This window comes from Bacillus cereus group sp. MYBK222-1 (assembly GCF_051916425.1).
GTDB lineage: Bacteria > Bacillota > Bacilli > Bacillales > Bacillaceae_G > Bacillus_A > Bacillus_A paranthracis.
Window position 1 is genome coordinate 1 of sequence record NZ_JBQAGP010000009.1, and the last position, 14,192, is coordinate 14,192.

Consider the following 14,192-nt stretch of genomic DNA (forward strand, 5'->3'; position numbering starts at 1 on the left):
AGGTTCGAGGTGGAAGCATGGTGACATGTGGAGCTGACGAATACTAATAGATCGAGGACTTAACCATATAATATGAAGCAATGTTATCTAGTTTTGAAAGAATATAAAAAACTTATTGACTTTTAAAGTTAAATAAGTTATAATGATTCTTGTCTTAAATGAATACAGTCTGGTAATGATGGCAGAGAGGTCACACCCGTTCCCATACCGAACACGGAAGTTAAGCTCTCTAGCGCCGATGGTAGTTGGGGCCTTGTCCCTGTGAGAGTAGGACGTTGCCAGGCAAAATGGAGGATTAGCTCAGCTGGGAGAGCACCTGCCTTACAAGCAGGGGGTCGGCGGTTCGATCCCGTCATCCTCCACCATATATGTCGGAGGGGTAGCGAAGTGGCTAAACGCGGCGGACTGTAAATCCGCTCCTTCGGGTTCGGCAGTTCGAATCTGCCCCCCTCCACCATTCTTAATTAATGGGCTATAGCCAAGCGGTAAGGCAACGGACTTTGACTCCGTCATGCGCTGGTTCGAATCCAGCTAGCCCAGCCATTAAGAGCCATTAGCTCAGTTGGTAGAGCATCTGACTTTTAATCAGAGGGTCGAAGGTTCGAGTCCTTCATGGCTCACCATTTTAACAAAATATGCGGGTGTGGCGGAATTGGCAGACGCACTAGACTTAGGATCTAGCGCCTTTGGCGTGGGGGTTCGACTCCCTTCACCCGCACTTTTAATAAAATAACTCATACATGTCTTGCGGAAGTAGTTCAGTGGTAGAATACAACCTTGCCAAGGTTGGGGTCGCGGGTTCGAATCCCGTCTTCCGCTCCAATTTTCAATATGACATGCCGGGGTGGCGGAACAGGCAGACGCACAGGACTTAAAATCCTGCGGTGGGTGACCACCGTGCGGGTTCGACCCCCGCCCTCGGCACCATATGCGCCCGTAGCTCAATTGGATAGAGCGTTTGACTACGGATCAAGAGGTTAGGGGTTCGACTCCTCTCGGGCGCGCTTTTAATAACGGGAAGTGGCTCAGCTTGGTAGAGCACCTGGTTTGGGACCAGGGGGTCGCAGGTTCAAATCCTGTCTTCCCGATATTCCCAAAAACATGGGGCCTTAGCTCAGCTGGGAGAGCGCCTGCCTTGCACGCAGGAGGTCAGCGGTTCGATCCCGCTAGGCTCCACTTTATTTATTATATGTCTCGGAGGTATACCCAAGTTCGGCTGAAGGGATCGGTCTTGAAAACCGACAGGCGGTGAGAATCGCGCGGGGGTTCGAATCCCTCTACCTCCTCCATTTTCTTTTAAAATGGTTTAGACATAAATAATAAAATATTTTTTCCTTCATGGAGGTATACCCAAGTTCGGCTGAAGGGATCGGTCTTGAAAACCGACAGGCGGCGAGAGTCGCGCGGGGGTTCGAATCCCTCTACCTCCTCCATTTTTTATAAAGTAAATATTTTATCATCGCGGGGTGGAGCAGCACGGTAGCTCGTCGGGCTCATAACCCGAAGGTCGCAGGTTCAAATCCTGTCCCCGCAACCAAATGGTCCCGTGGTGTAGTGGTTAACATGCCTGCCTGTCACGCAGGAGATCGCCGGTTCGACCCCGGTCGGGACCGCCATTTATGTTTGGCTCGGTAGCTCAGTCGGTAGAGCAGAGGACTGAAAATCCTCGTGTCGGCGGTTCGATTCCGTCCCGAGCCACCATTTTTTTATGCCGACTTAGCTCAATTGGTAGAGCAACTGACTTGTAATCAGTAGGTTGGGGGTTCAAGTCCTCTAGTCGGCATCCTTTAGGGGCATAGTTTAAAGGTAGAACTGAGGTCTCCAAAACCTCCAGTGTGGGTTCGATTCCTACTGCCCCTGTAAAGTATATGGGCCTATAGCTCAGCTGGTTAGAGCGCACGCCTGATAAGCGTGAGGTCGATGGTTCGAGTCCATTTAGGCCCACCATATATTATTCCGCAGTAGCTCAGTGGTAGAGCTATCGGCTGTTAACCGATCGGTCGTAGGTTCGAGTCCTACCTGCGGAGCCATGGCCCGTTGGTCAAGTGGTTAAGACACCGCCCTTTCACGGCGGTAACACGGGTTCGAATCCCGTACGGGTCATAAAAAAAGAGTCAGCAATATGCTGACTCTTTTTTATTGTGCGTTCATTCTCCTTTATCAACTGATTTTCCTGAAATAAATAAAGGGATTTAGGAAAAGCTATGGTATGTATAAAAAGGAGGAGATACAAATGACACGAGTGAGAGACTTGATGAGCACTCATATTGTACAGTGTACACCGTTAGACAATGTATATGAAGCTGCTGTAAAGATGAAAGAAGAATCGATTGGATTGATCCCGGTTGTTGAAAATGAACAAGTTGTTGGTCTTGTTACGGACCGAGATTTAGTTGTTCGAGGGATTGCTGAAAAACATCCTGGATCTAATAAAATTACAAATGTAATGACAAAAAACATTGTTTCAGTTTCTCCAGATGATCCTATTGAAAAGGCTACAGAGTTAATGGCACAGTATCAAATTAGACGATTGCCAGTAGTTGAGAGTGGTCAACTCGTTGGGATGTTAGCACTAGGAGATTTAGCTATAAAAGAATCGGCAGATGATCAAGCGGGATTTGCTTTAAGTGAAATATCAGAGCATACGGAATGAAGTGAGACTTTAATTAGTGTAATACGTTACGTATAAAAATCAGATACATTATTCTAGTATATAGGGTTAAGCTAATATGTTAGCATGATGTATCTGAGCCATTATATAATAAGTATACAGTTAGTAATTTCGACAGTTTATTTAAATTTGTCATTCCTAATTATAAATAAGAGAAAAAATGATATACTGATAGATATAAGTATTATGATTGATTTCGAATATAACAATATTTATTGTTAATGATGTGATAATGGATTAATATTTCCTATGTAGATAAAAGGGAAGGGGAATTATATGAAGGCTGTACAGCGCGATCCAAATTGGAATTTGGTTACAGATACATATATAGAACCAAATAATTTCGCTGAATTATTTTCTTTGCTTGTACCTTGTCATCCAAAAGGTGAAGGGAAAGAACGAACTATATTAGTGTGGAAAGAAAAAGAATTTTATAAAGAAGAAAATTTAGCGGCATTTATCGTATATGGAATGAATAAAGCAAAGAATTTACCGCAATTTCATAAAGACGAAATTCCAACTTTAGTACGTATTCTTCGCTTATGCCAAGAAATTGGTTGGTATGAAGAAGCGAATACTTTTATGGTAACTCAAGGGCTAGCTGAGTTTGTTCATACTTCATTGGAATATGAAACGTGGGATCTTTTGACGCAGGCGGTTGCTTTAAACTATTTAATAATTAAATATCGTATTGGTGAATTAACTGATGGAGATGTAGAAATTTGGGATAGAGTTAAATTTAATGAGAAATGTATAACAGACTGTAAATATTTATTATCCCATAAAGAAGTATTAGAATTTACATTTTTTTATATGTGTAAGAGAGCTAAGTCACTATCAAAAGAGCAATTAAATAGTGATATGATGAGTTTAGCGATGTATTGTAATACTTTTGTTTATGACTTATATACATATGATTTATTACGAAAGTATCGTAAGTGTACAGACTTTCTATCATATTATGGACCTAGTCAAGCGGTGTTAGCTTGCCAAAGGGCTGTACTTTCTCAAATTTCAGATCGATTAGACCCACTCAAGACTACTCATGTAGATGATTATTTATATGTAATGAAAGATATGATGGAGCATATGACGATAGGGATAATGGATCGATATGATCATTTTATTGGAAAGTTATTATCATATGTGCCATTTTTTGAAATGATCCAAGTTCCACAACATGCATATTATTGTGAAGAATTATTGTATATTTGTAAGGGCATTAAATATAAAGAAGAAATATTACGCAATTATATATTTATACAATTACATGACTGTTTACCATCTTTCTTTAAACTGTTTCTTAAAAATAAGCGTTATGCAACGATTCATGATATTCTGTTCTATTGGTGTGATGATGAACAAAGAATGAGCTTAGAGAAAAAATATAATCTTAGCTTTATTTATGAAAAATATGCTTGTGGATAAAGGGCACTTTCTATATAAATTAAAAAGGATCTCAATTGTGAGATCCTTTTTTTATTAGTAAAGCAAGGAGAATGTAATTAAGACGAGAAATAACATTCCATAAAGGAGAAATTGTGCCGTATAGCTTCCTTGTATACCAAAAAAAGTATTTGTTTTTTTGTATAAATTCAATATATATTTTATCGGATTATCTTTGAAAGATTGGTACACGGTGTCTCCTCTTTCTAAGCTTCTTGTTCGTGTTTTTTGTTATTAGGGACATGAATGTATCTAGCTATGAATAATAAAACAGCCATAAAAAATACGGGAAATACGGTAGATAAATAAAAACCATTACTAATAATATTTGTTATTAAAGCACTTAATAGAAAAATGGCATTATAAATATGGGCAATTTTTTGTTTTAGTTGAACTTGAAAAGCTTCCATCATAATTTCTAAAGCAACAAAAGCAATGATAATAGATAAAAATACAGTATTTGTATTATAAATTACTAAGCAACAGATTAAGCCTAAAAAGGCTAAGTATTCAATTAAGAGAGGTATATTGATATTGCGTGGCATACAATTTACCTAACTAAATATGGCAGTGGGTTTACTGCATTTGTTTTTTCAAAATTCCATTCTCCATTGTGTAATTCAAAATGAAGATGTTGCCCGTATGAATGACCTGTGTTTCCCATATGACCTACTAATTGTCCAGCTTGTACTTGATCACCAGCTTGTACAGTGCGATCTTTCATGTGAGCATAGACTGTTGTATATAATTTCCCGTTTATTTGATGGGCGATGAACACAACATTGCCATAGCTAGCTGAATAATATGATTTCACGACTTTACCTGCCGCAGCAGCCTGGATAGAGACATTACCCTGAGCTGCAATATCTATACCATAATGCATTTGTTCCCAGCGTATATCAAAGGTTGAGCTAATTCTTCCTTGAGTAGGGAATTTGAAAACTGCTGGAATGGAAGTAGGTTGAGTCGTTTGAGCTTGTGATTGCGTTTGATTTTGCACCACATAATGCTTTGCCACATATCCGTATCCTGTGCCAAAACGAATTTTATACCAAGTTCCTACAGTTTCCACTACTTGTAATTGTGTACCATTTTGCAATGAACCAAGTAGTGCGCTACTTGTACTAGCGTTGCTACGTACATTAAGCTTAGGTGTTGCAACTGTGTATTTCGTATTATTTTGAACTGTGATGCCTTTTACTAAAGGCTGTGAACCATTAGATACGAATGCTTTTTGTACGTAACCTGTTTTGCCATTATGTAAAATTTTATACCACTCGCCTTGTTCTTCTTGAATAGTAACGAATTTTCCATTTGGTAATACATCTAAAATTGAAGATTCTAAATCAGGTTCAGAACGAACGTTTAATGCATTGGCATTGACGATATATTGATTATTAGATTGAAGTTTGTTTTTTAGTAGAATAGAATCTTTTTGTACATAACCTACTTTATTATCAACAGATACTTTATACCAGTCATTAGTTGTTTCAAGTATATTCACTTTCGTATTAAAGCGAATTGTATCAATTGCTGAGCTATTTGTGTTATCTTTTGTATGTAAGGCTACTTGATCGACTTTGACATATCCAGTTTTCACATTAGATAATTGTTCAGCGTTGGCTGTTTGTACATTTGTTTCTCCCATAGAAGGAAGTAAAGAAGCAATTGCGACAGTAGTTGCTGTTAAAGCAGTAGCTTTCATATTCATATAATAGAGACCTCCTCTAGTTGTATAGTTGTAATTTTATTATAGTATAAAGATATAATATAGTGGGTGTATTCACATAAATGTAATATGAAATCAATATAAAAATAAATTTTTCGAGGATAATGATTCCTTTTTATCCAATTCATTAGGATAATAATTTCTAAGATAGAATATAAGTATTATATGGTTTTGTTATTTTGTTGACAATTGGGAAAATTAAAACAGTTGATGATGTCTTATTACGGTGTTATACTGACAGTGATAATTTTATAGTTTGCTAGGAGAGCTGGTGTTGCCAGCTGAGAGTAAGACCTTAAGTCTTTGATCCTTTTTATTACCTGATCTAGATTATGCTAGCGTAGGGAAGCAATTCGGACACTAATAATGAGTCCCCGTTTCTTTGCGTATAGAAACGGGGCTTTTTTATTTGAAAATTTCATATTGAAACCACTAGGGGTGCTTGTTGTGCTGAGAGAGGAATAATCCTTAACCCTTACAGACCTGATCTAGATAATACTAGCGAAGGGAAGTGGAGCAACGAATAAATTATAATTTTATTTGCTGTAACCACTTCTTATTTAGAAGTGGTTTTTTATTTAGATATATAAATTGAAAGGGGATAGAGAAATGAAATTTTGCGATAGATTATTAGAAACTGTACAACCAGTTTGGGAGATGAGTCATAATCATCCATTTGTTGTAGGTATGGGGGATGGTACGTTAGAAAAAGATAAGTTTCAGTATTATATTATTCAAGATTATTTATACTTGTTAGATTATGCAAAGTTATATGCGATCGGTGTTGTAAAGGCAACAAATCCACAAGTTATGGGGAAATTTGCTGAACAAATTGATGGGATATTAAATGGAGAAATGACAATTCATAAACAGTATGCAAAAAGACTTGGAATTTCTATAGAGGAGATAGAGTCTGCAAAGCCATCTGCTAAAAATTTAGCTTATACAAATTACATGATGTCTGTATCTCAAAATGGCACACTTGCAGAATTAATAGCAGCACTTCTTCCGTGTATGTGGAGCTACTGGGAAATTGGAAAGCGTTTAAATGATATTCCTGGAGCAAGGGACCATGAATTTTTTGGTGAGTGGATTCAAGGATATAGTTCTGAAGAGTACGGCAACCTCTGTATTTGGTTAATCGATTTATTAAATGAAATGGCAGTTGGAAAGTCTGAAAAAGAGCTAGACCGATTAGAGGAGATTTTCCTATATTCCAGTCGATTTGAATATTTATTCTGGGATATGTCCTATCGTAAGGAGATGTGGGGATTTGAGGAGCAAGAACATACTACAGTTTCATAATGTTTCTTTTCATTATGATGAGAAGCCAATCATTAATGAATTAAATGCTTCTATACAAGATAAAGAGTTTGTAAGCATTATCGGACCGAGTGGATGCGGGAAAAGTACTTTATTTCGCCTTATTACAGGTTTAGAAGAAGCGAGTACGGGACAGATAGAACTAACAGAAACAAAGAGCCATCCTGTAGGGTATATGCCCCAAAAAGATATGCTCCTGCCATGGAGAACGATTATTGAGAATGCGGCCCTGCCGCTAGAGTGCCAAGGTGTACAGAAGAAAGAAGCACAAATAAAGGCAAAGGAACTGTTACAGAAATTTGGTTTACAGGGATATGAGACAAAATATCCAAAAGATTTATCTGGTGGTATGAGGCAACGCGTATCTTTCATTCGAACTTTATTAACAGGCGGAGAGATATTGCTCTTAGATGAACCGTTTAGCGCGTTGGATGCTTTAACGAAGGCATCTTTGCAGGAATGGTTGTTTGAACAATGGAAAGAGTGGAAAAAAACAATTTTATTTATCACTCATGATGTGGAAGAAGCATTGTTTCTTTCTAATCGAATTTTAGTGGTAGAGCAGCAACCGATAACTACTTTAACCGAGAGGATTGTACCGCTTGATCATAATCGGACAAGAAAAGATTTATATAAACCGGAAGTATTAGCGCTGAAAGATGAGCTTCTTAGTATGTTGCAAAGGCAGGTACTCGTATGATGAACCGGTTGAAGGAGCTATTACCTGCTCTTACACTTTCTAGTATTTTACTTGCTCTTTGGGAAGTAGGCGCAAGAATTGTAGATGAAATGTACATTTTACCGTCACCGTCTGCAATTGTAATGAAGATATGGAAACTAAAAGACATATTATTTACGGTTCATTTGCCAGCAACATTATATGTCGTTTTAATAGGGGTGGCTATTTCTATCGTACTTGGGGTAGGGCTAGCGATGTTAATGAATGCGAGTGATTGGATGGAGAGAGCATTTTATCCATTATTAGTTGCCTCACAAACGATTCCTATTACAGCGCTTGCTCCGCTTTTCGTTTTATGGTTTGGATATACGATCTGGAGTAAGGTTGTTGTTACGGTTTTAATTACGTTTTTCCCAATTGCGGTTAATACGTATGATGGACTGCGCAGTACGAAAAAAGAATGGGAAGAGCTTTTAGTTACGTATGGGGCAACGAAAAAAGATGTTTTTTTTAAATTAAAATTGCCGTCTGCTCTTCCTTATTTTTTCTCAGCTTTAAAAATTGCAGTACCGCTTAGTGTAATTGGGGCGGCAATTGGTGAATGGCTAGGTGCACAAGCGGGGCTAGGATATTTCAGTAAGAGAATGATGACGCAATTAGACGGGGCAGGTGTATTTGCACCCATTGTATTGTTATCATTATTAGCTATTTTCTTCGTCATACTTATTTCGGTATTAGAAAAGAAATTCATTAGTTGGAGGAAGCATTCATGAAATTTTTTAAACGCATCTTTGTGTTTACATTATTAATTGCAATAGTTGCTGGATGTTCTAGTAATTCAGCATCGGATAAGAGTAAAAAAGAAAAAGAAATAACGGTCATGCTTGATTGGTACCCAAATGCGGTACATAGCTTTATTTATGCGGCAATTGAAAAAGGTTACTTTAAAGAAGAAGGAGTAAAGGTAAATATTAAATTCCCTTCTAATCCGACTGACCCATTAACGTTAGCAGCTGCAGGAAAAGTAACAGTTGGCTTATATTATCAGCCAGATGTTGTCATGGCAAAAGCAAATGAACAAATTCCAGTGAAATCAATTGGAGCTGTCGTACGTTCACCATTAAATCATGTTGTATCGCTGAAGTCTGCAGGCATTCAATCGCCAAAAGATTTAGAGGGTAAAACAGTTGGGTATTCTGGAACACCTTTAAGTGAGATGTATTTAAAAACGATGGTAAAAGAAGCTGGTGGTAATCCAGATACAGTGAAAGTAGTCGATGTTGGTTTTGATTTAGTACCAGCATTAATTACGAAAAAAGTGGATGCGGTAACAGGAGCATATATTAACCACGAAGTACCTGTTATGCGTCATGAAGGTCATGAACCAGCATACTTTAATCCAGCAGATTATGGTGTACCGAATTATCATGAGCTCGTATTTGTAACAGGTGATAAAACATTGAAAAAAGATAAAGAAGCTTTGCAAGCTTTCTTGCGTGGTACGAAAAAAGGCTATGATTTTATGAAGAAAAACCCAGATGAAGCATTGAATATTTTATTAAATCATCAAGAAAAAGAAAACTTCCCACTTGTGCCAGAAGTTGAAAAGGAAAGTATGAAAATTTTATTAGAGAAGATGGAAACGAAAGATGAGCCATTTTTATCAGATTCAAAAGAGTCATGGGAGAAACAAAATAAATGGTTGAAAGATAAAGGAATGACGAAAGAAATCGTTCCGGCCGATGAGTTATTCGAAAACATTTTAAAGTAGGCGAATGAATATGAAAAATGAGCTTCATGTAATCTCAAATGGTCACATGTCATTCGAAGAGTTAGTGAATGTAGCGATGCAAATTGAAAGTGAAATTGATTATTTGCATATTCGTGAGCGTGAGAAAAGTACGAAGGAATTGTATGAAGGTGTGGAAAGTCTTTTGAAGAAGGGCTTTCCAGCATCGAAAATAGTGATAAATGATCGAATTGATATTGCTATTTTATTAAATATTCCGCGCGTGCAGCTAGGATATCGAAGCGCAGATGTAAGGTCAGTGAAAGAAAAGTTTTCTTATTTGCATGTCGGTTATTCTGTGCATTCTTTAGAAGAGGCGATTGATGCATTTAAGAATGGCGCGGATTCACTCGTCTATGGTCATGTATTTCCGACAGATTGTAAAAAAGGTGTGCCAGCGAGAGGGCTTGAAGAAATTTCAGACATTGCAAGGTGTTTATCCATACCGATTACAGCAATTGGAGGAATCACTCCGGAAAACACTGGAGATGTTCTTACTAACGGCGTCAGTGGTATTGCTGTTATGTCTGGGATTATAAGTAGTAGTAACCCGTATAGCAAAGCGAAATCTTATAAGGAATCAATAAGAAAGTGGGCGGAAAAACATGTGTAAGAAGTATGATGTAGCGATAATTGGCGGTGGTGTAATTGGTAGTTCAGTTGCACATTTTCTAGCAGAAAGAGGCCATAAAGTAGCGATTGTAGAGAAGCAACAGATTGCATCTGAAGCCTCGAAAGCAGCCGCTGGTTTACTTGGGGTACAGGCAGAATGGGATGAATATGACCCGCTATTTGAACTTGCGAGAGAAAGCCGTGCTATATTTCCACAACTTGCAGAAGTTTTACGCGAAAAAACAGGCATCGATATTGGGTATGAAGAGAAAGGCATTTATCGCATTGCTCAAAATGAAGATGAGAAGGAAAGAATTCTTCACATTATGGATTGGCAGCAGAAAACCGGTGAAGATTCTTATTTCCTAGCGGGAGATCGTTTGCGAGAGAAAGAGCCGTATCTATCTGAGTCAATTATAGGGGCTGTATATTATCCGAAAGATGGTCATGTTATTGCACCAGAGCTTACGAAAGCATTCGCACATTCCGCATCATTCTCGGGTGCTGATATATATGAGCAAACAGAAGTATTTGATATCCGTATTGAAAATAATAAAGTGACTGGAATTGTGACAAGCGAAGGTATGATCACTTGCGAAAAAGTTGTTATTGCGGGTGGCTCATGGAGCACGAAGTTACTAGGTTATTTTCACCGCGAATGGGGTACATATCCAGTTAAAGGAGAAGTAGTAGCGGTCAGAAGTAGAAAACCACTTTTAAAGGCGCCTATTTTCCAAGAAAGATTTTACATTGCACCAAAGCGTGGCGGACGTTACGTAATTGGAGCAACGATGAAGCCCCGTACATTCAATAAAACTGTGCAACCAGAGAGTATTACTTCTATATTAGAGCGCGCGTATACAATATTGCCAGCATTAAAAGAAGCGGAATGGGAAAGCGCATGGGCAGGATTAAGACCACAGTCGAATCATGAAGCTCCTTATATGGGAGAGCATGAAGAAATAAAAGGTTTATATGCTTGCACAGGCCATTATCGAAACGGCATTTTATTAAGTCCTGTTTCTGGTCAATATATGGCTGATTTAATAGAAGGAAAGCAGGAGAATCACTTGCTAGATTCATTGCTTTCTAAAACAGTTTAGAAAGGGGATGGAAGTTTGAATTTAAAAATTAATGGTAATCAAATTGAAGTGCCAGAGAGTGTGAAAACAGTAGCTGAGCTACTTACACATTTAGAGTTAGATAACAGAATTGTTGTAGTAGAGCGTAATAAAGATATTTTACAAAAAGATGATCATACAGATACATCTGTTTTTGATGGAGACCAAATTGAGATTGTAACTTTCGTAGGAGGCGGTTGATTATGTTAAACATTGGACCATTTTCATTTCATTCTAGACTTTTATTAGGAACAGGAAAATTCCCTGATTTTGATGTGCAGCAAAAGGCAATTGATGTATCTGAGGCAGAAATTTTAACGTTCGCAGTACGTCGTATGGATATATTTGATGCAAAGCAGCCTAATTTATTAGAGAGACTTGATGTAAAAAAATATACGTTATTACCGAATACAGCCGGAGCAAAAAATGCTGAAGAAGCTGTTCGTATTGCAAAATTAGCAAAAGCTTCAGGGCTTTGCGACATGATAAAGGTAGAAGTTATTGGTGATGATAGAACGTTATTACCTGATCCGGTAGAGACGTTAAAGGCATCTGAAATGTTACTAGAAGAAGGATTTATCGTACTTCCGTACACATCTGATGATGTTGTATTAGCACGTAAATTACAAGAACTTGGCGTGCATGCGATTATGCCAGGAGCATCTCCAATTGGATCAGGACTTGGTATTGTAAATCCATTGAATTTGAGCTTTATTATTGAACAAGCGACAGTACCAGTTATCGTTGATGCTGGTATCGGTAGCCCGGCTGATGCGGCATTTGCGATGGAATTAGGAGCAGATGGTGTGTTATTAAATACAGCTGTATCAGGAGCAAAAGATCCTATTAAAATGGCACAAGCAATGAAATTAAGTATTGAGGCAGGCCGTTTAGGCTTTGAAGCAGGTCGTATTGCACGTAAACGTTGTGCAACGGCAAGTAGTCCTTTAGAAGGAATGAGCGTAGTTGAATAATCGATATTCTCGCCAAGAACTATTTTCTCCAATTGGAGAAGAAGGACAGCAAAAGATAAGGGAAAAGCATGTGCTTATTATCGGTGCAGGCGCACTAGGTAGTGCAAATGCAGAAATGTTTGTAAGAGCTGGTGTTGGTACAGTAACGATTGTTGACCGGGATTATGTCGATTGGAGTAATTTACAAAGGCAGCAATTGTATGCAGAGAGTGATGTGAAAAATAATCTTCCGAAAGCTGTAGCAGCGAAGAAGCGTCTAGAAGAGATTAATAGTGAAGTAAGAGTAGAAGCGCTCGTTCAAGATGTAACAGCTGAGGAGTTAGAAGAACTCGTTACAAACGTTAATGTAATGATTGATGCAACTGATAATTTCGAAACGCGTTTCATTGTGAATGATATGGCACAAAAATATGCTATTCCATGGATTTACGGAGCATGTGTAGGAAGTTATGGTCTTTCTTACACAATCCTTCCTAGTAAAACGCCATGTTTATCTTGTTTATTACAATCGATTCCGCTTGGCGGAGCGACATGTGATACAGCGGGGATTATATCACCTGCTGTATCTCTCGTCGTTTCTCATCAAGTAACGGAAGCTCTTAAACTGTTAGTGGAAGATTACGAATCACTTCGAGATGGACTTGTATCGTTTGATGTATGGAAGAATGAATATTCATGTATGAATGTGCAAAAGCTTCGTAAACATAATTGCCCTTCGTGCGGAGAGAATGCATTATATCCTTATTTAAACAAAGAAAATACATCGAAAACAGCAGTTTTATGCGGGAGAAATACAGTTCAAATTAGACCACCTCATAAAGAGGAAATGGATTTTGAACGATACAAAGAGCTGCTGCATGATCGTGTAAATGATTTAAATGTAAATCCATATTTATTATCATTTTCTGTGGAAGAAAAGAGATTAGTTGCTTTTAAAGATGGTCGTGTACTTGTACATGGAACGAAAGATATAAGTGAAGCAAAAACAGTTTATCATCGTTATTTTGGATAGAAAAGGATGAGTGGGATGAAAGTAAATAAAGCTTTAACAATTGCAGGATCTGATAGCGGTGGCGGTGCCGGCATTCAAGCAGATTTAAAAACATTCCAAGAGCTTGGTGTGTATGGGATGACGGCTATTACGGCAATTACTGCTCAAAACACGCTTGGCGTTCAAGGGGTATATCCAGTTTCGTTAGAAGGTATTACGGAACAGTTGAATTCAATTGGTACGGATTTAACACCAGATGCTGTGAAATTAGGAATGTTATTTAGCAGCGAAATTATTCAAATTGTAGCAGAACATATTAATAAATTTGGCTGGAATAATATTGTACTAGATCCTGTTATGATTGCTAAGGGCGGTGCATCATTATTACAGCAAGAAGCAGTACAAGCGTTAAAAGAATATTTATTGCCAGTAGCAACAGTTGTAACGCCGAATGTTCCTGAGGCAGAAGTGTTAACGGGGCTAGAAATTCATAACGTTGAAGATAGTAAAGAGGCTGCAAAAGTATTGCATGAATTAGGGGCGAAATATGTACTTATGAAGGGCGGACATGCAGAATATCAAGGTAATGAAGTAATTGATTTACTTTTTGATGGAGAAAAGTTTATTGAATTTAGAAGTGAACGAATTCCTTCAAAGCAAACGCATGGAAGCGGGTGTACATTTGCTTCAGCGGTTACAGCTGGACTTGCGAAAGGATACTCAATTGAAGAGGCAGTTCAAGAAGCAAAACAATTTATTAGTATAGCAATTGAAGAACCGCTACATATTGGAAGTGGTCATGGACCGACGAATCATTTTGCATATAAATTGAATAAAGCACATGTATAAGTAGACAA

Annotated in this window: 14 protein-coding genes, 20 tRNA genes, 1 rRNA gene and 2 riboswitches; of the genes, 33 read left to right on the plus strand and 2 right to left on the minus strand. The window is 38.0% G+C overall.

Annotated features, from left to right (window positions below):
* The first annotated feature begins 168 nt into the window (after positions 1-168).
* The 23 genes from rrf to ACTFR9_RS24690 all read left to right on the plus strand — a co-directional run bounded on the left by rrf (position 169) and on the right by ACTFR9_RS24690 (position 4,099).
* Positions 169-284: ribosomal RNA gene (gene rrf, locus ACTFR9_RS24580) — 5S ribosomal RNA — on the plus strand.
* 5 nt (positions 285-289) lie between these two features.
* Positions 290-365: transfer RNA gene (locus ACTFR9_RS24585), tRNA-Val, on the plus strand.
* Positions 366-373: 8 nt separating this feature from the next.
* Positions 374-457 (plus strand) — tRNA-Tyr (locus ACTFR9_RS24590).
* An 11-nt stretch (positions 458-468) separates the two neighbouring features.
* A tRNA-Gln gene (locus ACTFR9_RS24595) sits at positions 469-543 on the plus strand.
* Positions 544-547: 4 nt separating this feature from the next.
* A tRNA-Lys gene (locus ACTFR9_RS24600) sits at positions 548-623 on the plus strand.
* Positions 624-637: 14 nt separating this feature from the next.
* Positions 638-718, plus strand: a tRNA-Leu gene (locus tag ACTFR9_RS24605).
* 29 nt (positions 719-747) lie between these two features.
* A tRNA-Gly gene (locus ACTFR9_RS24610) sits at positions 748-822 on the plus strand.
* Between the two features lie 16 nt (positions 823-838).
* Positions 839-927: transfer RNA gene (locus ACTFR9_RS24615), tRNA-Leu, on the plus strand.
* A 3-nt stretch (positions 928-930) separates the two neighbouring features.
* Positions 931-1,004, plus strand: a tRNA-Arg gene (locus tag ACTFR9_RS24620).
* A 10-nt stretch (positions 1,005-1,014) separates the two neighbouring features.
* A tRNA-Pro gene (locus ACTFR9_RS24625) sits at positions 1,015-1,088 on the plus strand.
* Positions 1,089-1,103: 15 nt separating this feature from the next.
* Positions 1,104-1,176: transfer RNA gene (locus tag ACTFR9_RS24630), tRNA-Ala, on the plus strand.
* Positions 1,177-1,196: 20 nt separating this feature from the next.
* Positions 1,197-1,289, plus strand: a tRNA-Ser gene (locus tag ACTFR9_RS24635).
* Between the two features lie 51 nt (positions 1,290-1,340).
* Positions 1,341-1,433, plus strand: a tRNA-Ser gene (locus ACTFR9_RS24640).
* A gap of 27 nt (positions 1,434-1,460) precedes the next feature.
* Positions 1,461-1,537 (plus strand) — tRNA-Met (locus ACTFR9_RS24645).
* 3 nt (positions 1,538-1,540) lie between these two features.
* Positions 1,541-1,616 (plus strand) — tRNA-Asp (locus ACTFR9_RS24650).
* 9 nt (positions 1,617-1,625) lie between these two features.
* Positions 1,626-1,701 (plus strand) — tRNA-Phe (locus ACTFR9_RS24655).
* A gap of 9 nt (positions 1,702-1,710) precedes the next feature.
* Positions 1,711-1,783: transfer RNA gene (locus ACTFR9_RS24660), tRNA-Thr, on the plus strand.
* A 6-nt stretch (positions 1,784-1,789) separates the two neighbouring features.
* Positions 1,790-1,860 (plus strand) — tRNA-Trp (locus ACTFR9_RS24665).
* 10 nt (positions 1,861-1,870) lie between these two features.
* Positions 1,871-1,947 (plus strand) — tRNA-Ile (locus tag ACTFR9_RS24670).
* Positions 1,948-1,955: 8 nt separating this feature from the next.
* Positions 1,956-2,030: transfer RNA gene (locus ACTFR9_RS24675), tRNA-Asn, on the plus strand.
* A 1-nt stretch (position 2,031) separates the two neighbouring features.
* Positions 2,032-2,103: transfer RNA gene (locus ACTFR9_RS24680), tRNA-Glu, on the plus strand.
* Positions 2,104-2,233: 130 nt separating this feature from the next.
* Complete coding sequence (locus ACTFR9_RS24685; protein WP_000199015.1) at positions 2,234-2,653, plus strand: CBS domain-containing protein; 420 nt, start codon at positions 2,234-2,236, stop codon at positions 2,651-2,653.
* A gap of 294 nt (positions 2,654-2,947) precedes the next feature.
* Positions 2,948-4,099, plus strand: coding sequence for a DUF3965 domain-containing protein (locus tag ACTFR9_RS24690; protein ID WP_193635844.1), 1,152 nt, complete (start codon positions 2,948-2,950; stop codon positions 4,097-4,099).
* 224 nt (positions 4,100-4,323) lie between these two features.
* Here the strand turns inward: ACTFR9_RS24690 and ACTFR9_RS24695 are convergent, their stop codons facing one another.
* Together ACTFR9_RS24695 and ACTFR9_RS24700 are read right to left on the minus strand one after the other, a co-directional pair.
* The gene (locus ACTFR9_RS24695) at positions 4,324-4,662 is read right to left on the minus strand and encodes a hypothetical protein (RefSeq protein ID WP_001137811.1); all 339 of its coding nucleotides are present in this window, start codon (positions 4,660-4,662) and stop codon (positions 4,324-4,326) included.
* A 5-nt stretch (positions 4,663-4,667) separates the two neighbouring features.
* Entirely contained in the window at positions 4,668-5,828 is a 1,161-nt protein-coding gene (locus ACTFR9_RS24700) for an SH3 domain-containing protein (RefSeq protein WP_001056065.1), read from the minus strand.
* Between the two features lie 269 nt (positions 5,829-6,097).
* Positions 6,098-6,210: riboswitch (TPP riboswitch) on the plus strand.
* Positions 6,211-6,270: 60 nt separating this feature from the next.
* A riboswitch (TPP riboswitch) is annotated at positions 6,271-6,373 on the plus strand.
* A gap of 82 nt (positions 6,374-6,455) precedes the next feature.
* Here ACTFR9_RS24700 and tenA point away from each other — a divergent pair.
* From tenA to thiD, 10 genes are read left to right on the plus strand one after another with little or no spacing between them, the layout of a single operon-like run.
* Positions 6,456-7,151: a thiaminase II gene (tenA, locus tag ACTFR9_RS24705; protein WP_000666826.1), complete on the plus strand. Its 696-nt coding sequence runs from the start codon at positions 6,456-6,458 to the stop codon at positions 7,149-7,151.
* Complete coding sequence (locus ACTFR9_RS24710) at positions 7,120-7,869, plus strand: ABC transporter ATP-binding protein (protein ID WP_001256816.1); 750 nt, start codon at positions 7,120-7,122, stop codon at positions 7,867-7,869. Before tenA ends, ACTFR9_RS24710 begins: the two co-directional genes overlap by 32 nt.
* The gene (locus tag ACTFR9_RS24715) at positions 7,869-8,621 is read left to right on the plus strand and encodes an ABC transporter permease (RefSeq protein WP_025991705.1); all 753 of its coding nucleotides are present in this window, start codon (positions 7,869-7,871) and stop codon (positions 8,619-8,621) included. The genes ACTFR9_RS24710 and ACTFR9_RS24715 overlap by 1 nt, the downstream gene beginning before the upstream one ends.
* Positions 8,618-9,619, plus strand: a complete 1,002-nt coding sequence (locus ACTFR9_RS24720) for an ABC transporter substrate-binding protein (RefSeq protein ID WP_000667763.1) — start codon at positions 8,618-8,620, stop codon at positions 9,617-9,619. Before ACTFR9_RS24715 ends, ACTFR9_RS24720 begins: the two co-directional genes overlap by 4 nt.
* A 10-nt stretch (positions 9,620-9,629) precedes the next feature.
* Positions 9,630-10,250 (plus strand): thiazole tautomerase TenI, encoded by a 621-nt coding sequence (gene tenI / locus ACTFR9_RS24725; protein WP_000787181.1) that lies wholly within the window; start codon positions 9,630-9,632, stop codon positions 10,248-10,250.
* Entirely contained in the window at positions 10,243-11,352 is a 1,110-nt protein-coding gene (thiO, locus tag ACTFR9_RS24730) for a glycine oxidase ThiO (protein ID WP_000335190.1), read from the plus strand. The genes tenI and thiO overlap by 8 nt, the downstream gene beginning before the upstream one ends.
* A gap of 15 nt (positions 11,353-11,367) precedes the next feature.
* On the plus strand, positions 11,368-11,571 hold the full coding sequence (gene thiS, locus ACTFR9_RS24735) for a sulfur carrier protein ThiS (RefSeq protein WP_001049505.1): 204 nt from the start codon (positions 11,368-11,370) through the stop codon (positions 11,569-11,571).
* A 2-nt stretch (positions 11,572-11,573) separates the two neighbouring features.
* Positions 11,574-12,344, plus strand: coding sequence for a thiazole synthase (thiG, locus tag ACTFR9_RS24740; protein WP_000931988.1), 771 nt, complete (start codon positions 11,574-11,576; stop codon positions 12,342-12,344).
* Positions 12,337-13,356, plus strand: a complete 1,020-nt coding sequence (thiF, locus tag ACTFR9_RS24745; RefSeq protein WP_001065443.1) for a thiazole biosynthesis adenylyltransferase ThiF — start codon at positions 12,337-12,339, stop codon at positions 13,354-13,356. Before thiG ends, thiF begins: the two co-directional genes overlap by 8 nt.
* A 15-nt stretch (positions 13,357-13,371) precedes the next feature.
* The gene (thiD, locus tag ACTFR9_RS24750) at positions 13,372-14,184 is read left to right on the plus strand and encodes a bifunctional hydroxymethylpyrimidine kinase/phosphomethylpyrimidine kinase (protein WP_000867406.1); all 813 of its coding nucleotides are present in this window, start codon (positions 13,372-13,374) and stop codon (positions 14,182-14,184) included.
* Positions 14,185-14,192: the final 8 nt, after the last annotated feature.